Origin of the sequence: Spirosoma spitsbergense DSM 19989, assembly GCF_000374085.1 — a bacterium.
In the GTDB taxonomy this organism is placed as follows: Bacteria; Bacteroidota; Bacteroidia; order Cytophagales; family Spirosomataceae; genus Spirosoma; species Spirosoma spitsbergense.
Genome location: NZ_KB893433.1, coordinates 1 through 26,792, shown reverse-complemented (window position 1 = coordinate 26,792; position 26,792 = coordinate 1). Strand labels below are relative to the sequence as shown.

Here is a 26,792-nt window from a genome sequence, read left to right as displayed (position 1 = left end):
CCCCGCATGGGTATACCCATTAACACGTCTGGGCTGGTATACCAATCTTTTTCTACCCCCATCTTTAGTAAAAGACAGGTATAATAGCCTGTCTTTTATGCTTTTGAAATCATATCGCCTGACTCATTTCGGAGTCAGCGGAAATCGACTAAACCAGTTAACACTAGTAACGTAAACAAATGAAAAATCAACCATCACGCCGTCAGTTCCTGGGTGCCACGGCAGCCCTTGTTTCGGGAGCCGTACTCAGCAGCAACAACTTGTTCGGCGCACCCGCCTACATCCGTAATCTGGGTAAACCGAATTCACTGATAAATGGTGTACAGATTGGGGCTATCACGTACTCGTTCCGGGATATGCCCGACCAGAGTGCCGAGGCCACGCTGAACTATGTACTCGACAGTGGGATCAGTGCGATTGAGCTGATGGGCGGTCCGGCCGAGTCGTTTGCCGGGGCACCGAAAAACACGGTTAACATGCAAACGGTATTTCCCCTAATGCGGAAACGCCGGGAGAAGCAGGAACTGACAGCGGATGAGAACAAAATGCTGGATGAAGCCGAAGCTCAGATGAAAGCGTACCGGCAGGAGATAACCAAATGGCGGCTGTCTGCCCCCATGAACAAATTTGAGCAGATGCGGAAGATGTACAACCAGGCGGGTGTGAAAATCTACGCCTTCAAACCCGACACGTTTGGCATGCAGAGTTCTGACGCTGAAATTGAATATGGCTTGAAAGCGGCTAAATTACTGGGTGCCAGTCAAGTCACGCTCGAACATCCCGGTAATGATGCCCAAACCCTTAAGCTAGGGACGATGGCCCAAAAACAGGGGATGAAGGTTGCTTATCACGGGCATGAGCAGCAAACACCCACCTTTTGGGATACCGCCCTCGCCCAGTCGCCAGCCAATATGCTGAACCTGGATTTAGGCCATTTCGTAGCGGCTGGTAACACCGACCCCATTGGATTTGTGAAACTGAAGCACGACCGGATTGCCAGTATGCACATCAAAGACCGTCAGACGCCCGAACACGAAAAGGGGAATCTTCCCTGGGGACAGGGAGATACGCCATTGCTTCAGGTGCTGAAACTGATGCGCGACCAGAAGTATACCTTCCCTGCTACGGTGGAACTGGAATACAAAATTCCTGCTGGTTCGACCTCCGTAGCCGAGGTGAAAAAGTGTCTGGACTACTGCCGGAATGCCCTGAGTTAACTGTGTATAATTGGTCGTTGTCAAACGGTTACCAATCGACACTATTGGTTTTTCTGTCAGATTACTACCCGACAAGCCTTGAAAGTCAAAACCGACTGTATGATACGGCACACTGTTGTTTTTAAACTGAAGAATCCGCCAGCCTCGCCGGAAACGAACGATTTTTTTACAGCTGCAAGGAAGCTGGCCGCTATTCCGGGTGTGCGCAACTTTGAATGCCTGAAACAGATCAGCCCCAAAAATAACTTCGATTTTGGTCTGTCTATGGAGTTCGACAATGCTACGCTGTACGAGCAGTACAACCACCACCCGGATCATGTTCACTTCGTACAAACCTACTGGGCGAAGAACGTCGATGATTTCCTGGAAATAGACTATGAACCCTTGCCGTAACGGGGTAATACTTCCTGATAATCAACGGGTATGGCTTGAAAGTTAGACTAATTATGAGTACATTAGGCCTCATAATCAACGTGTTTGTAAACGATTAACCCCAATCCATATGAAAAAAACGTATGCTATACTGGCACTCGGTGTTGCCGGACTTTTATTTCTGGCTACCACGACCCGCCCCATCCAGAATCAGTATGGAATGGTGACCGGAACGCCCTCCATCAAGTCCATCAACGCGCTGACGTTCGGCCCCGACGGTGTGCTGTTTATCGGCGATGGGAAGAGTGCCACCGTTTTTGCCGTCGATACCAAAGATGCCGCTCCTGTGGACAAATCTGCCGGAGCCGACATCAAGAATATTGACCAGAAAATTGCCGCCCTGTTGGGTACCGAAGTGGCCAATATTACCATTCAGGATATTGCCGTCAACCCCGTATCGAAGAACGTGTACTGCGCTGTGCAGCATAGCGATGGTACGCCGGTTTTGCTGAAAATAGAAGGCGATAAACTATCGGCTGTATCGCTGAAAGACGTTCCGTTTTCCATGCTCGCGCTGACCAACGTTGCCGCCGAAGATGCAAAAGATCGCCGGGGCGAATCCCTGCGCGTGGCGTCTATTTCCGACATGGGCTATGCCGACGGAAAAGTGATGGTTAGCGGGTTGTCGAATCAGGAATTTGGCTCTACGTTTCGTAGTATTCCCTTTCCGTTTACCAACACGCAGAACCAGGCGTCGCTCGAAATTTACCACGCGGCCCATGGCAAGTACGAGACAATGGCGCCCATCAAAACCTTTACGACGACCGAAATAAAGGGTAAAAAATACCTGCTGGCCAGCTATACCTGTACGCCACTAGTATTGTTTCCGCTGGATGAGTTGAAGGCCGGAAGTCACGTAAAAGGCCGTACGGTGGCCGAAATGGGAAGCGGTAACTCGCCCCTGGATATGGTGATTATGAAAAAGGGGGATGAATCCTTCCTGATGATGGCCAACTCAAGTCGGCCGGTATTCAAGGTTAAGTACAAGAATCTGGAGGAGTATCAGGGTTCGCTGACTACGCCCGTTGTGGAAAACTTCGCGACCGCCGGGGTGGATTTTGTCTCGTTGCCCCTCACAAACGTGATCCAGCTCGACAAACTGGACGATACCCACATGGTGCTGCTCCAGCGTCGCTCAAATGGTAGTCTTGACCTTTGGACATCTAATGAGCGGTACTTATAAACGTTGCTGGTGCTTTTTGATCAGGTTATACATTGGGTGTAACCTGATTTTTTTTGTTTCCTGTCAACAGTCAACCGAGGATGCGGGCATCCGAATCAGATGGGCCGATAAACGGGCCACCGGACTACGCATACCCCGACAACTCGCACTGGCTGTTGCGGCCGATTCATTGAATCAACGGATGGCCGTACGACTGGCGGGTAACGAAACGTCCATGTTGGGGCAGTTTCAACTGGCCGACAACGACATCCTCTTTGAACCCCTGATTCCTCTCACGCGTGGTTTACACTACACCATCTGGTTAGGCAATAAACGCCTTGGGGAAGTCGCCATTCCCAACCTCAATCCCGACGATAAACCAACGGTACTGGGCATATATCCCACACAGGATTCATTGCCCGAAAATCTGCTGAAAATATATCTTCATTTTTCGAGACCCATGCGGGAAGGGCAGTCGCCGAAGTACGTAGCTATTTTGAAAAATAAGAATGATACCCTGCCCGGTGTATTGCTCGATTTGCAACCGGAACTCTGGAATGCCGACCGAACGCTACTCACGCTCTGGCTGGACCCCGGTCGTATTAAACGCGATTTGCAGCCAAACAAACGCCTGGGAGCACCCTTACAAACGGGCGTTCCCTATCAGATAGTCGTTTCTGCCAACTGGCCCGATACGCAGGGGGCCACGCTGGGACGGAGCGCGACAAAATCGTTTGTAACGGTTCCCCGAGACAGCCTTTCTCCCGACCCTGAGCAGTGGTCAATCAACCAGCCGAAACAGGGAAGTCTAGACCCTCTGGAGGTTACCTTCGGTGAGCCGCTGGATTATAGTTTACTCACCGAAACGTTACACGTTATAGATGAAGAGGGGAGGGCTATTGCGGGAAAATGGCAACCCGTCGATGAGGAAAAGCGCGGCCTGTTCAAACCGGTGATGTCGTGGAATACCGGACAGTATCGCCTGAAAATAGAGAGCCGACTGGAGGATTTGGCTGGTAATAATCTGAATCGCCCTTTTGACCGGGATATCACCCGTAAAAATAAGTCCCCTACGCCCCATCTTTTCGTTGACATGCTATTCCGGGTAAAATAAGATTACCAGTTTCCATATCCTGATTTCCGCTGCCGAAAGGGTATCCATCAGCCACTGTTTACTTTCTCTTCAAGAGTTACAATCAACTCATTTATGAGATAAACTGGCTGTTTTAGCCCTACTCTTACTCTCTATACGTTTGATTATGAACACTGCACCATTTGACCCAACACACGCACACCCTTTGGCATTGCCTGTTGGCACTACCCTCGACCGGTACATCATGCATCGGCAACACGCCTTTGCTTTTGCCACCGGCGAATTATCTCAACTGTTACGGGATATTGCCCTGGCCGGTAAAATAGTACATCGTGAGGTAAATAGGGCGGGGCTAATTGATCTGACCGGGGGTATGGGACAGCAGAATGTGCAGGGTGAAAACCAGCAGAAACTGGACGTCATTGCCGATATCCGGTTCCGGCGGGCACTGACTAATGGGGGCGAAGTATGCGCCCTGATTTCGGAAGAGGAAGAAGAGATGATTCTTACCGGGAATAATAAAGGGAAATACGTGGTGGCTATTGACCCGCTGGATGGGTCATCGAACATTGACGTAAATGTATCCATCGGTACTATTTTCTCTATCTATCGTCGGGTTAGTCCCATCGGCAGTGAACCGACGATTGCCGATTTTTTGCAGGGTGGACACGAACAGGTAGCGGCCGGCTATATTTTGTATGGTTCGTCAACTATGCTCGTGTACACCACCGGGCATAGCGTCAATGGCTTTACGTATGATGCGTCGCTGGGCGAATTCATTCTCTCCCACCCCGACATAAAAACTCCACAGGACGGAGCTACTTATTCCTGTAATGATGGCAATGTTGATTCGTATGGCATAGCGGTGAAAACCTATTTGACATTGTGCCGGAAGCGGCAGTTTTCTGCCCGGTACATTGGGTCGCTGGTGGCCGATTTTCACCGGAATCTGCTGAAAGGCGGCATTTATCTGTATCCACCCACACCGGCCAATCCGAACGGTAAACTTCGGCTGTTGTACGAATGCTATCCATTGGCCTTCATTGCGGAACGGGCCGGGTGCCGGGCGGTTAACGATACCGAATCCATTCTGAATATTCAGCCTACCGATGTACACCAGCGCACCACCCTGTACATCGGCGCACCCGTCATGGTCGATGAATTGATGAGTCTGGTAAATCCAAAACCAGTCAGTAAGCAGGCGTCGACGGCGGCTATTTAATGTTCTTCCGACGGTTCCGCTGGAAATCCTCGAACATCATATTACCCAGTCCCTGTAGACCACTGTAGTAGGCCCGGCCATTGTTCACCTTCGTGAACTCCTGCACAAACTGCTTCAGGTACGGGTCGGAGGCAATCATGAACGTGGTAATAGGAATCTCCAGCCGACGGGCCTGTGCGGCCAGGGTCAGGGTTTTGCTCACCACCTTCCGGTCCAGCCCGAAGGAGTTCTTGTAGTACTTGATTCCTTCTTTCAGGCAGGTTGGTTTGCCATCGGTGATCATGAAAATCTGCTTGTTCTTGTTCTTCCGCCGACGCAGCAAATCCATCGCCAGTTCCAGTCCGGCAACGGTATTGGTGTGGTAGGGGCCAACTTCCAGATAGGGGAGTTCCTTCGCCTGAATCTGCCAGGCATCGTTGCCGAACACCACAATGTCAAGCGTGTCTTTGGGATATTTCTGTTTGATTAGCTCTACTAGCGCAAGGGCCACTTTCTTGGCGGGGGTAATGCGGTCTTCGCCGTACAGAATCATCGAGTGGCTGATGTCAATCATTAGTACGGTGGAGGTCTGGGTTTTCTGCTCTTTTTCCGTTACTTCCAGATCGCGCTCCATCAGCGTAAACTCTTCTACCCCGCTGTTGATCTGCGCGTTTTTGATCGACTCGGTCATGGAAATCTGTTCCAGCGAATCGCCAAACTGGTAGGTGCGCAGGTCGCTACTCAGCTCATCGCCGGTGCCTGTATAGGGCGTATTGTGGTTACCTCCTGACTTCGAGCGCTTGAGTTTGCCGAAAATTTCTTCTAGGGCGGCCCGGCGTATAGTCTGCTCACTTTTGGGCGTCATTACCAGTTTACCCTCCTGATTCTCTTCGGTCAGGTAGCCTTTTTCCTTAAGGTCGTCGAAGAAGTTACCGATGCCGTATTTGTCATCGGTCAGCCCATACTGCCGGTCAAGTTGGCTCATCCAGGACATAGCCTGTTCCACATCGCCGGAAGTGAGCAGTAGCAGTTGCTGGAAGATATTCAGCAGTTTATCAAAATTGCTGCCTTCTTTCTGTTCGGGCGGCACAAAGTCGGAGAATTGAAAACCTTTCATAAAAAATCGTCAATGAGTAAGTCAGTCGTAGGGTACGCCAGAAGAACAGTGCGATTCGCGGATTTGTTCGCTTGCCAAGGGCCACAAGCCTGATCAATTACAACCAGAAAAAGCCGTGAACTATTACAGCTGTGCCAGCAGATACAGTACGGCCATCCGAACGGCTACGCCGTTTTCTACCTGATCGAGAATGATGCTGTGGGCCGAGTCGGCTGCATCGGAGGTGAGTTCGACGCCCCGGTTGATGGGGCCGGGGTGCATGAGTACGATGGGCCGGTCCAACTCATCGAGCATCTGCTTCGAGATGCCGAAGTAGAGGGAGTATTCGCGCAGGGAAGGGAAATATTTGATCTGCTGCCGCTCCAGCTGAATGCGCAGTACGTTGGCCACATCGCACCAGGCCAGGGCGGCCCGTACATCGTGCCCCACCTTCACACCCAGTGATGCCATGTGTTTCGGAATCAGAGTTTTGGGGCCGCAAACCATCACTTCCGCACCCTGCTTTTGCAGACAAAAAATATTGGATAAAGCCACCCGCGAGTGGGTAATATCACCGATAATAGCTACCCGTTTCCCCGCTACATCGCCGAGTTTCTGGCGGATGGAAAAGGAGTCCAGCAGCGCCTGGGTGGGATGCTCGTGGGTGCCATCGCCCGCGTTGACTACGTTAGCTTTGATGTGTTTGGTCAGGTAGTGCGGGGCGCCGGGGCTGCTGTGCCGCATCACGACCATATCTACCTTCATAGCCAGGATGTTGTTGACTGTATCCAGCAGGGTTTCCCCTTTTTTGACCGAGCTTCCCGAAGCGGAAAAGTTGACCACATCGGCTGACAGTCGTTTTTCCGCCAGCTCGAACGACAGCCGCGTACGGGTAGAGTTCTCGAAGAAAACGTTGGCAATAGTAATATCACGCAGCGATGGGACCTTCTTGATCGGGCGATTGATGACCTCCTTAAATTGCCCGGCTGTATCCAGAATAAGCTGAATGTCGGACTCGGTCAGTTCTTTGATACCCACCAAATGGCGGACGCTGAGGGCAGTTCGATGGGTCGATTGGGCCATGGGAATAATGCGACCGCTTCGGCGGTCCGATAAAATTGGGCAAAGATAGGCCGCTGAGCGATAAAGTTATCAGTAAAGAAGCTGATTCAGTCGTTTTGGAACGGAAACAGGGGTGATTCGATGTGCGACTCGCTCATCAACTGACTGAGCTGACGGGCACGGTCCGGGTTTTGAGCGGCTACGTTATGACTTTTGGTAGGGTAAACGGCATCTCTTTTTTCGCCAGCCGGTCAATATTGGGTGTCTTTATCCGCTAAAATCCATATCACCATAGCCTAGGCCATCGGCTAGAATGAAAATAATGTTAGCTAACCTTGTGCGTTACCGGTTGCGTAACGAAGCAAAAAGACAAGTCGATGTTTCACTGCTGTCACCACAAAAAGATGAAAGCTGGAACGGCTTACTCACTCCAACACTACACACCCGTACCCCGGTATCAGAACCCGATTGTCTGATACCGAACTGCCCAGTGCCGTAGCGAATACGACGCGCTGGCACCAGGTTTCGCCGGGGGAGAAAACGACTTCGATGGGATTTCTGGTCAGGTTATGTACGACCAGTACACGCTGACCATTGCCCGAACGCCGGATAAACGAAACGGTCCCTTTTTGCCGGATACCTGTCTGCTCCAGTCGGCTCAGGTTATCGTTCAGTACGGGGTGACTGTTGCGGAAGTTGATCAGTTGCTTGTAGTGATTGACCAGAGAGTCGGGGTCGGCCTGTTGCCGGGCTAGTGGGTTGACGGTTTGGCTGGTGGTGTAAGTGCCGCGTCGCCAGCGGGTGCGCTGCCGGTCCTGGTCGCGGGTGTCCCACAGGAATGGCTCCCGGATGTGCTCGTCGGGTTTCATGCCCAGCATCCCGATTTCTTCGCCGTAGTACAGGTAGGGCAGGCCCGGCAGGGTCAGGAGCAGGTTGGCCGCTACCTTCAAGTGATTCAGGTTGCCTTTCAGCAAACTGCCAATTCGGTTCTGGTCGTGGTTCGACAAAATAAGTCCGTCGATGAACTGCGGGTTGACGTTGGCAAATGCCCCGTGGACGTAGGCCATAAATTCAATCAGATCTTCGGTATCATCCTCCCGCCGAATGATTTCGGGAATCATCAACTGCAAATCGAAGTTAAAATTGGCTTTCAGCCCCCGGAAGTAAGGCGCAATGCGCTCCGGCCGGGTCCACACTTCGCCCACGGAGTAAGCGCCCGGTTTGGCCGTTTCCACCACCCTGCCAAACTCTTCCCAGAACGCATGATTTTTCGGCTCTTCCGCTTCCCGGTACAGGTGCCGGGCCGCATCCAGCCGAAAGCCGTCTACGCCTATATCATTGAGCCAGTAGCGAACGATGGTGAAAATTTCTTCGCGCAGTGGCGGGTAGTCGAAGTTCAGGTCGGGCATACCACTCCAGAACATACCGTAGTATTGCTCGGGGCTGGTTGAGCCTTTTACCGAATGCCAGGGGTTGCGTTCACCCGAATCGGCGGTGATGTCGCGGGTGGCCAGTTTGCGGGCTTTGATTTCGTGGGGGTGCAGCCAGTTGTAGAACTTCCGGTATGGATTATCCGGTCCTTTGGCCGATTCCTGAAACCAGTGGTGCCGGATGCTGGTATGGTGCAGCACCAGGTCAATGATAACCGCAATGCTGCGCCGATGCGCTTCATAAATCAACCGTTTGAAATCATCCATCGTGCCGTACTCGGGATCGATGCTGTAGTAGTCCGTCACGTCGTACTTGTGGTAAGTAGGTGAGGGGCTGATGGGCATGAGCCAGATGGCCGACACGCCCAGGTCTTTGAGGTAATCGAGGTTGTTGGTTATCCCGTTGAGGTCGCCGATACCGTCGCCGTTGGAGTCGGCGAAGGAACGAACGAAGATTTCGTAATGCACACCCGTCTGGCCAACGGGTACCAAAACGGATGGAGAGACATCCGGTTCACTAACTGCCAACATAGACTGACTTTGTTTAACGCTTTACTACTTTTAACAATCGCTGCCGGTTACCCTGCTGTACCTGCAAAAAGTACACACCCGCGGGCAGCGATTGCAGACTGATGGGCCGACTGACTACATCGACCGGTTTGCGAATCTGGAAGGTCTGGATTGGTTGCCCGGTCACTGTACGGAGGCTAAAATCGACCATGCCGCGGTAGCCGCCTGTTAACTTCACCGTCAGGTAGTCGTCTGTCGGATTGGGGGAGAGGGTGATCTGGTCGATGGGTTCGTCGGTGAGGGCCGTTACCTGACCTGGCACTACGGCAAAAGGCACCAGCCCCGCTTCGGGCGTGGGGAGTTTAGTGGTCGAATAAAGATGAAAAGCTCCCGGCTCCAGCGTAACCGATCGGTTCACGTCATCTACCTGAACCTCCTGCCCCGAAAAGAAGTGGTACCACTTCCCCCCGGCTGGAAAACTCAGGTTGACCGTCTGCGCCTTCACGTCGAAATTGCCAATCAGAAATACCGTTCCCGATGTACTCCGTAACGTTAGTCGCTTCACAACACCGCTAAAATCAGTTGTGAAATCGGTGGTGGCAAAGGCGGGTACGGTGGTTTTCAGCTTCGCCAGTGCACTGTATACTTTGTACAGTTTCAGCCGGTCTGTATCCTGGTAATAGTTCCAGCGAACGGGCTTGGCAGCTGTGCGGCAATCGTCTTTGATAGTCGTGCCATCGGAGCACGTGTTGATGGACAGGTCGTAACCCAGTTCGCCAAACTGCCAGATCATCTTTGGTCCGGGAGTGGCCAGCAGGAAGGTTGCGGCCAGTTTGGCCCGGTCGAGGGCGATAGGTAATGATTTGACGCTGTAGCTACCTGTTGTCAGGCCGTTCTGCCGCACGTCGTACACAAGTCGTTCTTCGTCGTGGCTTTCGGCGTAACCCACCAGGTTCGGCTGCTGAAAATTACGTTTCTGGTACGACAGACCCGAAAAGTCTCCCTGCGCCGAGCGGGTTGCCCCCCGGAAATCGCCGTTGTGATTTCCCCAGAGCAGCATGCCATAGTTGGCCAGTTCGGTTTCTTCCTGACCGTCGGCAAAATGTTCGAGAATAACGTAGGCGGTCGGGTCGACGGTGCGAATCTGGTTGTAAATCCGTTTCCAGATAGCAATCCGGCTGGCGTCGTACGCACCCCAGGCCCCTACATCGTTCCCCGTATTTTTCTGGGTAAAGCCTTTGGAGAGGTCGAACCGGAACCCATCAATTTTATACTCCTGTAACCAATAGGCACAAACCCGGTCAACGAAGTTTCTGGTATCGCGGCTCTCGTGGTTAAAATCGAAAAAGACACTGTACGGGTGCGTGGCCTGCTGGTTGAAATACGGACTGTCGGCAGAGGGGCGGTCGCCTGCCCAGTACATTTTTACGTACGGAAATTCGTAATCGGCCTGATTCAGCACCATATCAAGTACCACGGCAATACCCTGTTTGTGCGCTGCGTCGATAAATCGTTTCAGCGCATCTTTGGGGCCATATGCTTTGTCGGGCGCGAAGTAGTAGGTGGGATTGTATCCCCACGAATCGTTACCCGAAAACTCTGTAACCGGCATCAGTTCGATGGTGTTGATGCCCAGTCGTTTCAGGTAGGCCAAACTATCCGTTACGGTCTTATACGTCCGGTCCTGCACAAAATCGCGCACCAGTAGCTCATAGACTACCATTGTGTTCACGGCGGGGCGCTGAAAGTTGGTTGTCTGGAACACAAAGGGTGTTTGCCCCGGCTGCAACACGGATACGATGTTGCCCTGCGCTTTGGCGGGAAACGGCTTCAGGCCCGGATAAGTCGAGGGTGAAATATACGGGTCGTTGTTCCGGTCGAGAATTTTATCGGCGTAGGGGTCGCCCACCGGAATCAGCCCGTCCACCAGGTACTGGAAAGCCGTTTCTCCCGCCGGTAAGTTGGGCAGGTCGAGCCAGTAACGGTTGCCATCGGGCGTCTGATTCATCAGGTAAGCCGGACTGATGGTCCAGTCGTTAAACTCGCCGAGCAGATACACAAAACTCTTTTTGGGCGCGTACAGCACCAGCGTGGCCTGGTTCGGCCCGGTGTAGTTGATGCCATCCTGTATCCCAATCGTCAGGGCGGCTACTGGCGGGCGGGGTTTTACCGTGAAAAAAAACGTGTCGGCAACAGTGGTGGCGGGAGTGGCACTCAGCGATGTTGCCCGTACCACAACCGTGCGTTGCAAACCAGCCAGATTGCCCGTGTTCAGCGTCGTGCGGAGCGAATCGGTACCCGTTGAACTGGCGGTAGACTGACCATCTACAAGCACCGTAAAGGTGGCTGTTTGCGACGCTTTGTACCGCACCGACAAATCGATATTACCCTCGACGTAGAACCGTTTCTGGCCTGGGGCTAATCGGGAGAGGTTAAAGCTGTCGTCGTAAATCTGAACGAATAAATCCTCCGTCTGGGCCTTGCCATCGCCACTTTTTAGGAGCACGCCCAACCGCCGGATGGGCTTACCGGCAGGAACGCCAAAGTAGGTACGGGGTTTTAGTTTTATCTGCCAGCGGTCATTGCCGAGGGCAGTCATCAGACCCGGCGTAAAGGGTTTTGAAAAGTCAGTTTGCCCGGCGGGCTGAAACTCAAAGGCATTACCGGTTGCCGTTGAACCCGCCCCCGCCCACAGGTACACGTCGTTCTGTTTTCCCAAAAGACTCTGTGCCCGGCCGTCTTTCGCCAGTTTCAGGTCGAAGATGAGGGTTAGTTCGGTATCGGCTGTTGGGAAAGTGGGTTGGGTCGTAATGACCTGACCCACGGCGGACAGGCACAGCCAATAGCCAAGCAGTAAAGCGTAAAATAATACCCGCATCTCGTTTTCAGGATAAGTGGTATATAAAAATAGTCAATTTTCTGGCCTGCTTTCGTAGGCTTTCAGAGCCTGATAAACGCGGTGCGTGGGTAGCCCCATGACCGTATAAAACGAGCCATCCAGTCGTTCGATACCCACCAGGCCAATGAAATCCTGCGCCCCGTACGAACCCGCTTTATCGAACGGTTTACAGGTGTGGATGTAGTAGGTAATTTCATCAGCGGTCAACGAGACGAACCGGACGATTGTTTCGTCGGTAAACGAGTGCAGGTCAGGCTTACCGGTAGCATCAGGTGCCAGAATAGCCACGCCCGTTCGAACGCGGTGCGTCCGGCCCGATAGTTGTTGCAGCATCTGCCGGGCTTCTGCTTCGGTCTGCGGCTTATTCAGGATTTGACTGTCTACGATAACGACGGTATCCGCACAGAGAATGATTCGGTCGTTCAAATCCGGCAAAAATTGCTCCGCTTTCTGCCGGGCCAGGTATTCGGCTACGGCGTCGACGGGCATCGTTTCGGAAAATAGTTCGTCGGTGGGGCGGGTTTCGATGGTGAACGAAAAACCGGCATCGGTCATGAGTTGTTTTCGGCGGGGTGACCCCGATGCCAGTACCAGTGGATAGCGTAATGTGAGCATATAAGTAAAAAAGCGAATCACAAAAATAACCCAAACACAGGGTTTTTACGTAGATTAGTCAGCTTCGACCTAAAAACACATGACCATTCGATTCGCTACGCCCTCCGACGCCCTTATACTAACCGAACTGGCAACAACGACCATGCGTGAAGCCTTTGGCCCACCCTATAACCCGGCTGAACTGGTAGAGGAATACATTCAGTCTGCCATTACGGTACCCTTAATGGAGGCCGAACTGAAAGATCCCCGCGCTACTTTTTTTCTGCTGGAGTTACCCGACAAAACGGTTGTTGGTTACGTTAAGCTTCGCCAACATGCCCCTCCCCGCCGGATACCCAAGCGAAACGCCATTGAAATTCAACGTATTTATCTGTCAAAAACGCAGATTGGTCAGGGGCAGGGGAGAAGGCTGATGGAACACTGCCTCAACTGGTCTCGTCAGCAAGGGTACCATGCCGTTTGGCTGGGCGTGTGGGAACGAAATACGAACGCACTGGCCTTCTACGAAAAAATGGGTTTTGTGCGATTCGGTTTCCATTATTTCCAGTTTGGCTCGGAACGACAGCGGGACTTCTGGGTCTGGAAATCGTTAATTAGTTAATTCATTGGGTTTCAGGGATAATTTTTAATCAATTCATAAATAAAAGGGCGGGCTGAAATCGTCACCAGTCAGGCATAACGGCTGGCCTTGTTCGTTAGTTAAACCATTTGCCACACGAAGTATCTAACCAGCGTTTTCTTTATCAATGCACCAGTTTTATCCGAACAGACAACTCATTACGCTGCGTCATTTCCTGACGTGGTTGCTGTTGCTGTTTGGATGCAGTGTGGCTACTGGTCAGGCAGATACTACGAAGGGTTATCTTTCCCCCACTTCGATAGATACGTTGCAATCCAGTGCTGCTATAGATTCTATGGCTACGCTCCGTTCGATCGCCATCAGCGATAGTATTCTGATGCAGCGGGATAGTGTTTTCTATACCCGACTGAAGACCAAAATGTATAAGCATCGGGTAACCCGCCAGATTTATGACGCGCTGTTTCAGGATGTGTACAACAGCCGGGTCAGAACGGGTGAGGTGAGCCAGATTGAAGTCAACCCGTTCAAACTCTTTGAAGGACGCATCATCGGCGATATTTACTTTCGCCGACTGGGCGTATTTGGCCAGACGGTGTATGATACCCTTCGCAAACCTAATAACTGGGTTGAGCGGGTGGGTAGCCGTTTGCACACCAATACCCGCGAGCACGTTATCCGCAATTCGTATCTGCTGTTTCAGCAGGGCGACCTGCTGGATCCGGTTGTGCTGCGCGATAATGAACGGTTGTTACGTAGTTCGTCTATTTTTCATGATGCCCGGATTCTGGTGGTGCCCCGCAAGGGAAGTCGTCAGTTTGTGGATGTGTACGTGATTACGCAGGATGTCTGGTCACTGCTGCCGAATGGGGGATTTGGTGGTTTGACTAATTTCAGCGTAGGGTTCGATCAGGTCAATTTCCGGGGGCTGGGCCACCAGCTTTTCGTGCAGTTTGCCTATTCAGGTACCGACCCCCGGCAAACGACTGAATACCAGGGCCGGTATAAAGTTCCATTCATTGGTAAAACGTTTCTGACGGCCGAGGCCAACAGGCTGTACCTGCGCGACTTAAAACAGACCTCTGTCAAGCTCTATCGGCCTTTTATAACGCCCAACACCAAATATGCGGGTTCAGTTGAATGGAATCACACGCAAATAAATAACCGGCTTGTTACCCGCACCGATAGCGTTGTGCTGGTACCGGTTAGTTATGATTATACCGACGTTTGGGTTGGCCGCTCATTTCGGCTGTTTTACCGCCAGAATGATTCCGAAGAAAAAGGTCGTTCGCGCCTTATACTGGCCGCACGATACACAAACTATGATTACAAAAAACGCCCCAACATAACGGCCGATACAAATCAGATTTACCAGGACAGCCGCACCATACTCGCGAGCGTTGGTTTTTCCCGGCGGAAATACACCCGTGATGTACTTATTTATGGCTTTGGTCGTACCGAAGACGTACCGATTGGCCAATCGGTGGCAGTAGTTGCGGGGGTCGACAATGCAGAGCTGGGCCGTCGGATGTACCTGGGAACGAATTTCTCGCAGGGCCGGTACGTCCGGCACGTTGGGTACGTGTATGGGCTGGTTAATCTGGGCGGGTATATCCGCCAGAATAGAATAGAGCAGGGGGTTTTCTCCTTCGAGTCGAATTTCTTTAGTCCACTCATGAAAACGAAGTGGGGCAACATGCGGCACTTCTTTAACACGCGCTACACAACGGGAATCGACCGGTTTAGCAACGAATACATCGTGCTGGGCAGCAGTGGTAGTGGTATCAATACCGACGGTATTGGGGTGAACAGTGATGCCCTGCGGGGAACGAGACGGTGGTTTGTCAACTACGAGAACGTACTTTTCTCCCGGCTTAATCTAATCGGCTTCCGGGTTGCCTTCGTTACGTTTGTCAATCTGGGGTTGGTCAACTTCCCCGACCGGCCACTGCTGAGTGGTCCGCTTTATCAGGGCTATGGCCTTGGATTTCGGCTCCGGAATGAAAACCTGACGTTTACCAGCTTCCAGATTCGACTGGCCTATTATCCCAATATCCCGAACAACACAATACCCTTCAGGCAGTCTTTTGAGGAAGTGCCGACATTACGTTTCCGCGACTTCGATTTATCAGCTCCCCAGATTATTCCATACCAGTAACAAAAATAGATTGATTAAATGTTGCTACATTAAATGTAATTGTCTTATCTTTGTAGCATGTCTATTGAAACCGACATTAAACAAAACACTCCGTTCCGAACGCCGTATCAGCGAGTGATGGTAAACCTGATGTACACCAGTAACTGGATTGCGACGAATCAGACGCAGTTATTGAAACCATCAGGCTTGACCCCACAGCAGTACAACGTGCTGCGGATACTGCGTGGGCAGTACCCTAATCCGGTTAAGGTGAGCGACATTACGGAGCGTATGCTCGATAAAATGTCGAATGCATCCCGCCTGGTCGATAAACTCGTTCTCAAAAAACTGGCGTTACGCACCGAGTGCCCCAGCGACCGCCGGGCAGTTGATGTTGTTATTACCAAAAAAGGGATGGAGTTGCTGAGTAAAATAGACATTCACATGGACGAATGGTCTGACAAGCAACGCAAAAAGCTGACGGAGGAGGAAGCCACTCATTTGAGTCATTTACTTGACCGGCTTAGAGAATAATTCATGAATAATCAATTGTCGTATAATCAATCAACCATTTACAACTAGAATCAATGAAAAAAGTGACACTATTTGCTGCCTTGTTTTTTGCTTCAGTAAGCGCTTTCGCTCAAAACTGGACGCTCGACAAAGCCCACTCTAACCTGGCTTTCACCGTAACGCACATGATGCTGTCGGAAGTGGATGGTAAGTTCCAGGATTTCGATGTGAAAATGACCTCGGCAAAGCCAGATTTCACTGATGCTCAAATCGACCTGACTGCCGATGTGAACAGCATTTACACCAACCAGGAAAAGCGTGACGGTCACCTGAAAAGTGGTGATTTTTTCGATGCCGCTAAATACCCTACTCTGGCGTTCAAGAGTAAGTCGATCAGCAAAGTATCGGGTAACAAATACAAACTGATGGGCGATTTGACGATGCACGGCGTAACGAAACCCGTAACGCTCGACGCCGTAATCACCGGTCCGGTCACCAATCCGCAGAACAAGAAAACGCTGGCTGGCTTTAAAGTGAGCGGTGAAGTAAAACGGGCTGATTTCACGCTGGGTAGCATTCCTGCCGCTGTTGTAAGCGACGAAATTACTATCCGGGCTACCGGCGAGCTGGTAAAAGCGAACTAATTGTCTGTCTGCATAAGTAAAGTCCCCGCCTTCTGGCGGGGACTTTTTTTGTGGGCTAAGTCCCCAGAAAAGCACCGTCTACAACAAACAAAATAGCTCCCGCTTCGGTGTGAGAACGATGAGAACTCAGGTTATCCGATACTTCATACGACATACCCGGCGTCATCCGGAAGACTTCTCCGTTTTCCAGTTCGGTATCAAGTACGCCGGAAATAACGTACAGGATATGTCCTTTCTGACACCAGTGATCTGCCATATACCCAGGGGTGTACTCCACCATGCGAACGCGCAGGGTGCCAAACTCCAGCGTTCGCCAATAAGCCATTCCAGTTTCGCCCGGATGCTCAGTGGCTGGAATACTGCCCCAGTCGGTCAGTTGAAAAGGGATAGTGACGGCTATCATAGCAGGTTGGGTCGTTTAGAGGAAGGCGGGAAAGTCGTCCATAAAGGTTATTTCGGCAGTGGCATGATTCACGCAACAGCAATAGTGTACCAGTCCGTTGGAAACAACGATGTACGGAGCCTGATGAACGTGGTTGTACCGGGCAATCTGGTCGAAAACGGTTTGCGTAAGCGGGATATGCGGAGCCTTGCACTCGACCACCAGAAAAGGCTGACCCTGCCGGTCGAAGACCACAACGTCCGTTCTCTTTTGGGTTTTGTTCAGTGTCAGACTTCCCTCGGCCCGAATGAGGGCTTTTGGGTAGGCATAATGTGAAAGCAGCAGATTGACGATGTGTTGCCGAACCCACTCTTCGGGCGACAAACGGACATACTTCCGGCGTAACAAATCAAAAATGTACGGTTTTCCATCGACTTGCTTAGTTTTGTACTCAAAGGCCGGAAGATTCAGCGCAACCATACATCAAATGTAAAGAGCAAAAAGGTGAATCGCTACGTCGAAACGGAGCAAAAGATTGAATGAAAATTACATCGTTTGCCTTTGCCTGTTTCGCTCTTTCACCGTACCGGTGGCCTGCTCACTCACTCATTATTTATGAAAACGAAAGAAGAAATCGTTCAGAACTGGCTACCACGCTACACAGGTACGCCCATCGAGCAATTTGGCGAATATATATTATTGACCAATTTTATCAATTACGTTGACCTGTTCGCCAGGAAATTCAATGTAGACGTGTTTGGTGTTGGGCGGGCTATGCAAACCGCTACCGCCAACAACATAACCATCATTAATTTTGGTATGGGCAGCGCCATGGCGGCTACTGCTATGGACCTGCTCTCGGCTATTTCTCCGAAGGCCGTATTATTCCTGGGGAAGTGCGGGGGGCTGAAAAAAACGCAGGTTGGGGATTTGATTCTGCCCATTGCGGCCATTCGGGGCGAAGGAACAAGCAATGACTATATGCGACCCGAAATCCCGGCCCTGCCCTCTTTTCGCCTACAGCGGGCTGTGTCGTCGACCATCAAAAAATACGAACTAGATTACTGGACGGGTACAGTCTACACCACCAACCGGCGAATTTGGGAACACGACGAAGCATTTAAGGAGTATCTCGTAGAGCTACGGACGATGGCCATCGACATGGAGACGGCAACCATCTTTACGGTTGGCTTTGTGAACTCCATTCCGCATGGTGCGCTACTGCTGGTATCCGACAATCCACTGGTTCCGGAAGGGGTCAAAACCGAAGAGAGCGATAAAATTGTTACGGCCCAGTTCGTAAATATTCACCTGGAAATAGGCATTGATGCCCTGATCGAACTCGAATCTTCCGGCGATACGGTGAAGCACCTTCGCTTCGAGTAAATCAATCTTTTTCAAAGAAATTAAAAAGTGGCGTCGGTTTCTCAAAAACCGACGCCACTTTTTAATTTCCCAATCCTACCTTGTTCTTAGTTGCAATAGTCACTAATTGCTTTGTAAGCAGGGTTATAGCCAAGTTCACCCGCTTTGGAGAGGTCTAAACAGCCGCCATTTTCATCGCCGAGGCTGTGTTTGATCAATCCCCGAACATAATACACTTCGCCATAACGGGGGTTCAGTTTAACAGCGCTGTTGCAGTCCATAATAGCGCCCCGCTGATCGCCCTGTGCTGATTTGATCAGGCCCCGGCTAAAGTAGGCTTCGGCGTATGTTGGGTTAAGTTCGATGGATTTGTTCAGGTCAATGATGGCTGATTTCTCATCGCCCTGTTTGCTGCGGCTAACGCCCCGGCTAAAATAAGCTTCGGCCCGTTCGTCGCTCACGTCATTGATTTTGTTGCGTTCTTTTACCAGGTTGCGAAGGTTGTCGAGCGTAGCCCGGCTGATGCGCCCACTGTACACGACTTTTGTATCGCTGTTAGTATTATTCATGCCAATAGCTTGGTTGAAATCCTGGACTGCCCCTTTCTGGTCGCCCAGCTTGCTACGGCAAAAGCCCCGACCGTAGTACGCTTTGTAGTTGTTACCCTGGAGTGAAATTGACTTGTCGTAGTCGGGCAGGGCCCCTTTAAAGTCGTCCATTTTCGCTTTGGCGAAGGCCCGGTAGAAATAGGAATCAGCATCGCTGGCACTGAGTTCAACGGCTTTATTCAGGTCGGTTATTGCGCCGGTAAAATCCCCCAACTCCACTTTCGCTATACCCCGCCCTGTATACGCCTGCGGACGTTTGGGTGTCAGCTCGATTACCCGGGTGAAATCGGGCAGGCTACTGGCGAAGTCACCCAGCTGCTGTTTGGTAGCACCCCGCACGTAAAATGCCTGGGCATTGTTTGGGTCTAGCTCTATCGTTTTGGTGAAATCTGCCAGGGCACCCCGGTACTGATCAATGCGGGTACGACTGATACCCCGGTTATAATACGTCTGTGGATCGTCGGGATTTAGTTCGATAGACCGGCTGAAATCAAGCAATGCACCGCGGTGGTCTTCCTGCTTGCTCTTGCTAACGCCCCGGCTCAGGTAGGCTAAAGCATCTTTTGCATTCAGTTCAATAGCCCGGTCATAGTCCAGAACAGCTCCCCGGTGGTCTTTTAGGTTAGCCTTGGCCAGGCCTCTGTTATAGTAGCTGGACGAATTTTCGGGATTCATCGTAATTGCCATACTAAACGCCTGCAACGCGCCCGTAAAATCATTGGCTTTGGCCTTCGCAATACCGTTTTCAAAAAAGTCGACGGCAGTCTGTTGCGCAGTAGCAGAAAAAGTGAGACTGGTACACAAAAATAAAGTTACCAGCGGCAGTACATGTCGCTTCATAAGATAAGTACAAGTGTTTTGGTGAGATTTTTTGGCCGTTGAGCGGGCTAAAATTAGGGCTTAGTTGCCGTTCGGTCAAGTTGGTAAAATGATATAATTGATAAAATCGCTCCGTAAGCAAAATTTACAGCCAAAAAGGTACCCAAAAATAGCCGGTTGATTACCTAAATATATAAAAATATGCCATTTTGTCTATTTTTATTGCGCTTGTTTTTGAAAATAAGACAAAATGGCATATTTTAAGACTCTTTCAAGTGTTGGTACAGGATTTGACTTAAGGGATAACGTGTTTGAACAGTAAACAACATTTAGACAATTAACAAAATCATGGCAACCTTAGCTCGCTATAATCAACTCCCCACTTTTTTCAATCCATTTTACGGTCGTCCTGTAATCAATCGGTATTATAACACAACGCCTAATGTACCGGCGGTGAATGTGAAAGAAACCGAAACGGCATTTGTTCTCGAACTAGCCGCTCCCGGCCTGAAAAAAGAGGACCTGAAAATCAACGTAGAGAAAAATAACCTCACGATTGGGTACCAGTCTGAGCAGAAAAACGAAGAAACGACGGATAAATTTACCCGTCAGGAGTTTTCCTTCAACTCGTTTGAACGTAGTTTTCGTCTGCCCAAAAACGTGAACGCCGACGAAATTAAGGCTGCTTATACCGACGGAATTTTGACGGTTGAACTACCAAAAATTGAAGCAAAAGAAGAGAAGTTAGTGAAAGAGATTGCCGTTGCCTAATGGCCTTTTTCATCAATCGGAAAGCCCGTGCTGATTAGCGCGGGCTTTTTTTATAGCCGCAAAAGTAGGTTCCGGACTACCTGCATAAACGCTTCCAGTTTGTGCGCATCCAGGTGCCCGTTGGTACGGACGCCACTGCAAATGTCGAGTCCGTAGGGCTGAACCGACTCCAGCGCCTTTTGCACATTTTCGGGATTCGACCCGCCGACCAGAAAAACCGGTACCTGCGATTGCGCTACGATTTGCCGACTCTCCCGCCAGTTATGTACCCGGCCCGTACCGCCCAGTTCTTTTAGGGCAAGAGTTGGATTGCCGGAATCCAGCCCCAGCGCATCGGCCCCGAACAGGATGGCTAACCGGGCTTCTTCCAGGCTGCTGATACAACAAATTTTAACCCTTGTTCGGAACGGAGATTCCATTGTTTTCGGTTGAGTAAGCAAAAATATACGTCGTAAACATACGACTTGTGTCTGAATGGTGCCACTGACCCCTCCCGATGCGTTTGCTTCGTTGCGCATCCCCGATTTTCGTTACTTCGTTATGAACAGTTTCCTGATCACGGCTACGCTGCTGATTCAGGAAGTTACACTGGGTTACGAACTGTACAAAATGACGCATGATCCGCTGGCACTGGGATTGGTGGGCCTGGCCGAAGCGTTACCGTTCATTGCCCTTTCACTGTTTGGCGGGCACCTCGCCGACCGGCGCGACAAGAAACGTATTTTGCAGTGGAGTTTGCTGGTTATCCTGCTTGGCTCTGTTATCCTGTATCTGGCTTTTCAACCATCTGTTGTTTCCGGCCTTTCGCGAACCATGCAATTGGTTATTATCTACGGGGTAATCATGCTGATTGGCACAGCTAAAGGATTTTACTCACCGGCCAGCTCCTCGCTGAAACCGTTTCTGGTCCCCCGCGAATTATACACCAACTCGGCCACCTGGAGCAGTTCATTCTGGCAGGCCGGAGCCATTGCCGGGCCGGGCATTGCCGGGTTTCTGTACAGTTGGTTTGGTTTCGACAATACGCTGATTTTTGTTATCGTTTTGCTGGCTGTCTGTTTCCTGTTGCTTACGTTGATTAAACCCAGGCCCGTACTCGTAAGCAATGAACCCGCGAAGAATTTTCTGGAGAGTCTGAAAGAGGGATTTCGGTTTGTATTCAACACCCAGATTGTATTCTATGCCATCTCGCTCGATTTATTCTCGGTACTGTTTGGGGGCGTGGTGGCTATCTTGCCGGTTTTTGCCGAAGATATTTTAAAAGTTGGGGCCGAGGGGCTTGGTTTCCTGCGGGCAGCTCCATCTATCGGTGCCTTGCTGACAATGGCGTACATGACCAAACACCCACCAACGCATAACGCCTGGCGGAATATGTTGCTGGCCGTGCTGGGTTTTGGGGTGGCTACCCTCGTCTTTGCGCTATCCACCAGTTTTTATCTGTCCCTCTTTATGCTTGCCTTGACGGGTGCATTCGACAGTATCAGCGTGATTATCCGGCAAACAATTCTGCAGATTTTTCCACCCGACCACATGCGCGGGCGTGTAGCAGCTGTGAACGGCATATTCATTAGTTCATCGAACGAGATTGGTGCGTTCGAGTCGGGGTTGATGGCCAGTTTGCTGGGTACGGTACCATCAGTGGCCTTAGGCGGTTTAGTTACGCTGGGAGTGGTGAGCTATGTATATGCCAAATCGAAAGCATTATTTTCGGTACGTTTGGACGACAGCATGACAGGGCTATAGGTAAAACAGCAAAGGCTGTTGCTAGTGAAACTTGCTCTGTAGCCAGCTAAGCAGTTAGAAAAACCACATTTCCCCTTTTACACATACACGCGGAAGGGCGGATTATCCGGCCGTCCGAAATAGTTAAGTGCCAAACCAATTGAAAACCAGTTAAACCATGAAACATACGTACCTATTGGTGACCGCCGTGCTTGTTACTTTCAGCTTTATTGCGCTGATACCAGCCAAGGCCCCTAAGCCAATGAAATTAGTGAAAGCCTGGGAAACAGATACGACACTTCGCACGCCGGAGTCCGTCCTGTACGACGGTAAAAATACCCTGTACGTAGCCAACATCGACGGACAGGCGGACGCGCTCGATGGCAGTGGTTTTATCTCGAAAGTATCGCTCGATGGCAAAATTGAAAATTTGCACTGGACATCGGGCCTGAACGCGCCTAAAGGGATGGGAATCTACAAAAAACGGCTCTACGTAACGGATGTGTATCGGCTAATAGCCATTAACACCGAAACAGGACAGGCCGAAAAGACCTGGGATGCAATTGGTAAAGGCTCCTTCCTGAACGACGTAACGGTAGCAAAAGATGGTACAGTCTACGTATCGGACAGTCGTATCGATAAAATCTATCGCCTGAAAGACGACAAATGGGAGGTGTTTATGGAAGGCGAACAACTCAACAAACCCAATGGCCTGCTGGCCGTCGGTACCGATAAGCTCATGATTGGGAGTGGTAAAATCGGTGCCCTGCGGTCGGTGGATGTAACGACGAAAGCCATCACCACCTTGGCCGATGGCATGGCCGCTACCGACGGAATCGTGCCCGAAGGCAAGGGTAATTACTTCGTGTCGGACTGGAATGGCCAGATTTTTCACGTCAATGCCAACGGTACAAAAGAGCAACTACTGGACACCCGAAGCGCCAAAGTTAACTCGGCAGATATCGAGTACGTAGCGAAGAAAAAACTGTTGGTTGTTCCTACGTTCTACAAAAACAGCCTGGTTGCTTACAAGGTGGAGTAAGGGGTATTTCTGTTAGTGGAGCTGAAACTCAGCGGGAAAAACTACACCGCTAATTCTTCCAGTTGTTGGGCCAGTTGCTGCCGTTTTTCGGCGAAGTAGCTGGCCCAATCCGGTAACTGGCTAACCGTTTGATATTGGGTCGATTGCTGCAACGCCTGAACCTCCGTTTGTAACTGCGCAGTGAGGGCTTGCAACCGTGTTCGCTCATGTTTTAGCAGTGCTTTCTCGGTGACGGTTTCGGAGCGGGAAACAAACGTGTCTCCCCGTTCCAGGGTTGCCAGAATTTCCGTTACGCGGGTCAGGTCGTTACGGTCGTTGGCTAATTTAAGCTCATTAAAAAGGCTTTCTGCCTGTGTTTTGAGGGCTTTGGCCACTACATCGGGGTGGCAAAGCTGGGCCGCTTTCCGAAACCTTCGTTTCAATTCCTTCTGTTCATCAGCTGACAACTCGAAACGGGGTTGCTGCCGGGTTTCGGCGTATTCCTGGCTATACTGGGTGTAATCCGTTTCGGCTTCGGTGCGTTCCTCATCAGTAATCGCCTGTTTCCGGCGGAGGTTGAGAAGTTTCAGAATGAGGTCGCCGAGGTGGAGCGAGTGCTGGACGCTGAATTCATGGAGCAGTTTTTCCATGTCGGCCTTTTCGGCTTCTAGTGCTTTCACCTGTAGTTCCAGAATTCGGATTTCGATTTTCAACCCACTCAATTCGGCATCCACATAAGCGGTAAGCGTGGTATACTGTTTTCCGAACAGATCAATCCGGCTAACGGCTTCGGCAAATTGATTGCCTTGGAGCAAAGCGACAATTTTCTCCAGGTCTTCCGGTAGCTGTTGTTGGGCCAGTTTATCAATATGCGGTTTAAGGTCGTCGGGTTCGTCCAACGCGATCAGCGTTTTGATGAGATCGAGTCGTTTGAGCACCTTGCCAAGATCGAGCGGGGCTTTATCGGGAACTCGTATGTAGCGGTCGCGTAATTGCCGAAATTCGGCTACAAACTGTCTGGCTAACGACTCCGCATCAGTGGTGATGGTAATGTTCTCGTGATTTTGCCGGGCTTTGTAGCTCCAGTTGAACGAGCCGGTAATGACCGTTTGTTCATCAATAACGCAGAACTTATTGTGCATCAGCGTTTGTTTCTCACCACCAGAACCGATGATATAGACCTGTCCTCCTGCCTGACTCAACCTATCAAACGGCAGTCCACCCTCCCGGAAATTGATCGTATCATTCGTAAGCATTAACTTCACTCGAATGCCCGTTGCTGCCCGTTCGCAAAGGCACTGAAACAAATCCCGATCCGTAAACCACGCCACTGCCACGTACACACTTTGTCGAGCCTTTTGTAACTCGGCAATAATTGTTTCGTAAATGTGGGTGAAGTGAGCGGTGGTTTCCATCAATCGGGCAAGTTGAGCAGGGCTTGTACTTCGTCTGCCAGCAACGGAAGGCTTTTATTAATAACACCCCAGATGGTAACTAAATCGACGGCATCGTAGGCATGAATAACCCGGTTCCGCAGGTTAACAATCTGGCGTGCATGGGATACAGTGACGGGATTAGGTAATTTGAGCAATCGGCTCATGGCTTCACCAATAATTTCCAGCTCTCGCTCAACCGCCCGCTGAATCGTGAGGTTTCTGGAAAACAGCACAAAATCACGAGTGCCACCCAAATGCAAATCAATGTGGGTAATGGCTTCTGATATGTCAAACAAATACTTACGGGCTTCATCCTTCATAAATCGGCGTTTTCGTTTGGTTGAGCACCTTAATGAAATACGGATTTTTAAGGGATGACTCCGTAATTAAGTCAACGGGCCGTTGCAGGAGATCTTCCAAGGCTTCGGCAATAGCAAAGTAGTTTTCGGCGTACGTAACCGGGTCCAAACCCTCCTCGAAGGCAATTAATAAATCGACGTCGCTATCCGGCCCAAAACGCTCCGTACAGACCGATCCAAACGCATACGCCCGCTTCACCTGATTCTGTTTCAAAATTTGCGCGATGCGGGGAAGATTGCGATTAAGGATAGGTTGAATGGTCATAAATTAGTGTTCTTACTTTTAGAGATTTCGTTCTTGCATTCTCAAATTGACTCAGAAAGACCGTTTTCATGAGCGGTCCAATGTCTTAAAAACAGACTCCCGGCTAACTTGCTCGTTTCTATCGGCCTCCTGAAGCAGAATACCCAAGCCAACATCCTCCTTATCGTCTTCGGCAATAACGGTAGTAGAGAAATTTAACCGGGCTAGCAATTCCAGCTCGACATCGTCTTTTGGGATAATCAAAAATTGCATCGTGTGTTTTTAAATTAATTAAAACTTTAAAGGCTTTTCAATCGTTTCACGTGCTAAACTTATATATGGAAATAGCTATAACTATACATCTAGAAAATCCTGGAAAAGTTATAAAAATAACTTATTCTCAAGCAGATCATAACTTTCAAAGTTTTTTTTTGAATAAAGAAGAAAACGAAGCTGTTCTAATTTTTAGAAAAATTAATAATATTCATGAAAAACAAAGTTTTAAAACAGAAATATATGAAAATGTTAGTTATTACACAATAATGAAAGATGAAACAATATTAATCAATCAGTAACTAATAAAAAAAGATATTTTTACTAATTAATTATTGTAACCAAATTTTTTTAATCTTCCCAATATTCAATTCCCTTAGAGTCAAAATAACCTGAACATATACAGTAATTTATAGTTTTCTTGTTGCAGTATTCTACCCGTGCTAAACCATTACTAAATTTTCCAGCATTAAAGTAGAGTAGTGGGATAATCTCATCTCCATTATTAGTAATATACCCCCATCTATTGTTTTGTTGTACGACTGCTAGACCTTCTGAAAAAGTTCCACTTTTATTGAATTCGCTTCTGTCATATCTTGGCTTAACTATTTCATTTCCAACTTGATCTATATATCCAATTTTTGAATCAACAGATATTTTCGCCAAACCATTTGAAAATGATTCAACCTCATCATATTTTTCGACTTCAATAGTCTTTTCCCCATTCATATTTATAAAAAAACGACTTTTTTCATACCCTCCGTGTTCATCAACGATGTATATGGATTCGTTACTATATTTATGTTTATCAATGCTCTCCCAAGTATATTCGAGAGCCAAACCCTCGGAAAAAGTCCTAAAAGCACCAGTAATAGGAAGAATTTCCTGCCCAGATAAGTTTATAAATCCACAGAAATCATCATCTGTCATTACTAATGCCAAGCCCTCTGAAAAATTATCTGCATAACTGTACTTAGATTCAATTACTTTTTCACCTCTTTTGTTAACATATCCATAAAATGAAATGTAAGGATGCCAGTTATCAGAAAAGATAGCCATACCTTCGAAGAAAGGCAAAATATTTGGTACTCTGACAATTCTTGTGGTCAGATGGCTTGGGCTAGTACTCTGAGCCGAAGATGAGCGAAATTTGGTAGCCCATAACTGATCCGTTTGACATACCGAATCACATTATTGAGTCCCT

General features: G+C 49.8%; 28 protein-coding genes. 14 read left to right on the top strand and 14 right to left on the bottom strand.

From position 1 onward, the window contains the following. Positions 1-179 precede the first annotated feature (179 nt). The 5 genes from B157_RS0106770 (at position 180) to fbp (ending at position 5,126) form a co-directional block, all read left to right on the top strand. A complete protein-coding gene (locus B157_RS0106770) occupies positions 180-1,217 on the top strand; it encodes a sugar phosphate isomerase/epimerase family protein (protein ID WP_020602605.1) in 1,038 nt (345 codons plus the stop codon). A gap of 99 nt (positions 1,218-1,316) precedes the next feature. After that, complete coding sequence (locus B157_RS0106765; RefSeq protein ID WP_020602604.1) at positions 1,317-1,610, top strand: Dabb family protein; 294 nt, start codon at positions 1,317-1,319, stop codon at positions 1,608-1,610. A gap of 109 nt (positions 1,611-1,719) precedes the next feature. Then, the gene (locus B157_RS0106760) at positions 1,720-2,832 is read left to right on the top strand and encodes a hypothetical protein (protein ID WP_020602603.1); all 1,113 of its coding nucleotides are present in this window, start codon (positions 1,720-1,722) and stop codon (positions 2,830-2,832) included. Between the two features lie 16 nt (positions 2,833-2,848). After that, on the top strand, positions 2,849-3,925 hold the full coding sequence (locus B157_RS0106755; RefSeq protein WP_020602602.1) for an Ig-like domain-containing domain: 1,077 nt from the start codon (positions 2,849-2,851) through the stop codon (positions 3,923-3,925). Positions 3,926-4,070: 145 nt separating this feature from the next. Beyond that, complete coding sequence (gene fbp / locus B157_RS0106750) at positions 4,071-5,126, top strand: class 1 fructose-bisphosphatase (RefSeq protein ID WP_026308541.1); 1,056 nt, start codon at positions 4,071-4,073, stop codon at positions 5,124-5,126. Here the strand turns inward: fbp and B157_RS0106745 are convergent. The 5 genes from B157_RS0106745 to B157_RS0106725 form a co-directional block, all read right to left on the bottom strand. Beyond that, positions 5,119-6,222 carry a vWA domain-containing protein gene (locus B157_RS0106745; protein ID WP_020602600.1) on the bottom strand — a complete coding sequence of 368 codons (1,104 nt, stop codon included), beginning with the start codon at positions 6,220-6,222 and terminating at the stop codon, positions 5,119-5,121. The two genes, fbp and B157_RS0106745, sit on opposite strands and share 8 nt — an antisense overlap. 123 nt (positions 6,223-6,345) lie before the next feature. Then, complete coding sequence (locus tag B157_RS0106740) at positions 6,346-7,284, bottom strand: aspartate carbamoyltransferase catalytic subunit (RefSeq protein WP_026308540.1); 939 nt, start codon at positions 7,282-7,284, stop codon at positions 6,346-6,348. Positions 7,285-7,688: 404 nt separating this feature from the next. Continuing rightward, entirely contained in the window at positions 7,689-9,224 is a 1,536-nt protein-coding gene (locus B157_RS0106735; RefSeq protein WP_020602598.1) for an alpha-amylase family glycosyl hydrolase, read from the bottom strand. A gap of 13 nt (positions 9,225-9,237) precedes the next feature. After that, the gene (locus tag B157_RS0106730) at positions 9,238-12,081 is read right to left on the bottom strand and encodes an alpha-amylase family glycosyl hydrolase (protein WP_020602597.1); all 2,844 of its coding nucleotides are present in this window, start codon (positions 12,079-12,081) and stop codon (positions 9,238-9,240) included. A gap of 33 nt (positions 12,082-12,114) precedes the next feature. Then, complete coding sequence (locus B157_RS0106725) at positions 12,115-12,717, bottom strand: Maf family protein (RefSeq protein ID WP_041951945.1); 603 nt, start codon at positions 12,715-12,717, stop codon at positions 12,115-12,117. 79 nt (positions 12,718-12,796) lie between these two features. Between B157_RS0106725 and B157_RS0106720 the strand changes: the two genes are divergently transcribed. The 4 genes from B157_RS0106720 to B157_RS0106705 all read left to right on the top strand — a co-directional run bounded on the left by B157_RS0106720 (position 12,797) and on the right by B157_RS0106705 (position 16,588). Beyond that, a complete protein-coding gene (locus tag B157_RS0106720) occupies positions 12,797-13,318 on the top strand; it encodes a GNAT family N-acetyltransferase (RefSeq protein WP_020602595.1) in 522 nt (173 codons plus the stop codon). 145 nt (positions 13,319-13,463) lie between these two features. Further along, on the top strand, positions 13,464-15,452 hold the full coding sequence (locus B157_RS0106715; RefSeq protein WP_020602594.1) for a BamA/TamA family outer membrane protein: 1,989 nt from the start codon (positions 13,464-13,466) through the stop codon (positions 15,450-15,452). A gap of 57 nt (positions 15,453-15,509) precedes the next feature. Continuing rightward, entirely contained in the window at positions 15,510-15,965 is a 456-nt protein-coding gene (locus tag B157_RS0106710) for a MarR family winged helix-turn-helix transcriptional regulator (RefSeq protein WP_020602593.1), read from the top strand. 53 nt (positions 15,966-16,018) lie between these two features. Next, entirely contained in the window at positions 16,019-16,588 is a 570-nt protein-coding gene (locus B157_RS0106705; RefSeq protein ID WP_020602592.1) for a YceI family protein, read from the top strand. 55 nt (positions 16,589-16,643) lie between these two features. On the opposite strand, the gene B157_RS0106700 is transcribed toward B157_RS0106705, so the two are convergent. Both B157_RS0106700 and B157_RS0106695 read right to left on the bottom strand, forming a co-directional pair. Next, a complete protein-coding gene (locus B157_RS0106700; protein ID WP_020602591.1) occupies positions 16,644-16,991 on the bottom strand; it encodes a DHCW motif cupin fold protein in 348 nt (115 codons plus the stop codon). Between the two features lie 15 nt (positions 16,992-17,006). After that, entirely contained in the window at positions 17,007-17,450 is a 444-nt protein-coding gene (locus B157_RS0106695; RefSeq protein ID WP_020602590.1) for a type I restriction enzyme HsdR N-terminal domain-containing protein, read from the bottom strand. A 135-nt stretch (positions 17,451-17,585) separates the two neighbouring features. Here B157_RS0106695 and B157_RS0106690 point away from each other — a divergent pair, with 135 nt between their 5' ends. Further along, positions 17,586-18,356, top strand: coding sequence for an AMP nucleosidase (locus tag B157_RS0106690; RefSeq protein ID WP_020602589.1), 771 nt, complete (start codon positions 17,586-17,588; stop codon positions 18,354-18,356). 86 nt (positions 18,357-18,442) lie between these two features. On the opposite strand, the gene B157_RS0106685 is transcribed toward B157_RS0106690, so the two are convergent. Then, positions 18,443-19,783, bottom strand: a complete 1,341-nt coding sequence (locus B157_RS0106685) for a tetratricopeptide repeat protein (RefSeq protein ID WP_020602588.1) — start codon at positions 19,781-19,783, stop codon at positions 18,443-18,445. 327 nt (positions 19,784-20,110) lie between these two features. Here B157_RS0106685 and B157_RS0106680 point away from each other — a divergent pair, with 327 nt between their 5' ends. Then, the gene (locus B157_RS0106680; RefSeq protein ID WP_020602587.1) at positions 20,111-20,533 is read left to right on the top strand and encodes an Hsp20/alpha crystallin family protein; all 423 of its coding nucleotides are present in this window, start codon (positions 20,111-20,113) and stop codon (positions 20,531-20,533) included. 50 nt (positions 20,534-20,583) lie between these two features. On the opposite strand, the gene B157_RS0106675 is transcribed toward B157_RS0106680, so the two are convergent. Then, positions 20,584-20,952 carry a phosphoribosylanthranilate isomerase gene (locus B157_RS0106675; RefSeq protein WP_020602586.1) on the bottom strand — a complete coding sequence of 123 codons (369 nt, stop codon included), beginning with the start codon at positions 20,950-20,952 and terminating at the stop codon, positions 20,584-20,586. 55 nt (positions 20,953-21,007) lie between these two features. On the opposite strand from B157_RS0106675, the gene B157_RS0106670 reads away from it, so the two are divergent. Both B157_RS0106670 and B157_RS0106665 read left to right on the top strand, forming a co-directional pair. Then, positions 21,008-22,276, top strand: coding sequence for an MFS transporter (locus B157_RS0106670; RefSeq protein WP_020602585.1), 1,269 nt, complete (start codon positions 21,008-21,010; stop codon positions 22,274-22,276). 157 nt (positions 22,277-22,433) lie between these two features. After that, positions 22,434-23,297, top strand: coding sequence for an SMP-30/gluconolactonase/LRE family protein (locus B157_RS0106665; RefSeq protein WP_020602584.1), 864 nt, complete (start codon positions 22,434-22,436; stop codon positions 23,295-23,297). Between the two features lie 41 nt (positions 23,298-23,338). On the opposite strand, the gene B157_RS0106660 is transcribed toward B157_RS0106665, so the two are convergent. The 4 genes from B157_RS0106660 to B157_RS34650 all read right to left on the bottom strand — a co-directional run bounded on the left by B157_RS0106660 (position 23,339) and on the right by B157_RS34650 (position 25,588). Then, positions 23,339-24,691 carry a phospholipase D-like domain-containing protein gene (locus B157_RS0106660; RefSeq protein WP_020602583.1) on the bottom strand — a complete coding sequence of 451 codons (1,353 nt, stop codon included), beginning with the start codon at positions 24,689-24,691 and terminating at the stop codon, positions 23,339-23,341. Then, on the bottom strand, positions 24,691-25,032 hold the full coding sequence (locus B157_RS0106655; RefSeq protein WP_020602582.1) for a HepT-like ribonuclease domain-containing protein: 342 nt from the start codon (positions 25,030-25,032) through the stop codon (positions 24,691-24,693). Before B157_RS0106655 ends, B157_RS0106660 begins: the two co-directional genes overlap by 1 nt. After that, positions 25,022-25,336, bottom strand: a complete 315-nt coding sequence (locus tag B157_RS0106650) for a nucleotidyltransferase family protein (protein ID WP_020602581.1) — start codon at positions 25,334-25,336, stop codon at positions 25,022-25,024. Before B157_RS0106650 ends, B157_RS0106655 begins: the two co-directional genes overlap by 11 nt. Before the next feature lie 66 nt (positions 25,337-25,402). After that, positions 25,403-25,588, bottom strand: coding sequence for a hypothetical protein (locus tag B157_RS34650; RefSeq protein ID WP_020602580.1), 186 nt, complete (start codon positions 25,586-25,588; stop codon positions 25,403-25,405). A 65-nt stretch (positions 25,589-25,653) separates the two neighbouring features. Here B157_RS34650 and B157_RS0106640 point away from each other — a divergent pair, with 65 nt between their 5' ends. Next, a complete protein-coding gene (locus B157_RS0106640; protein ID WP_020602579.1) occupies positions 25,654-25,890 on the top strand; it encodes a hypothetical protein in 237 nt (78 codons plus the stop codon). A gap of 49 nt (positions 25,891-25,939) precedes the next feature. On the opposite strand, the gene B157_RS34645 is transcribed toward B157_RS0106640, so the two are convergent. After that, the gene (locus B157_RS34645) at positions 25,940-26,647 is read right to left on the bottom strand and encodes a WG repeat-containing protein (RefSeq protein ID WP_020602578.1); all 708 of its coding nucleotides are present in this window, start codon (positions 26,645-26,647) and stop codon (positions 25,940-25,942) included. Positions 26,648-26,792: the final 145 nt, after the last annotated feature.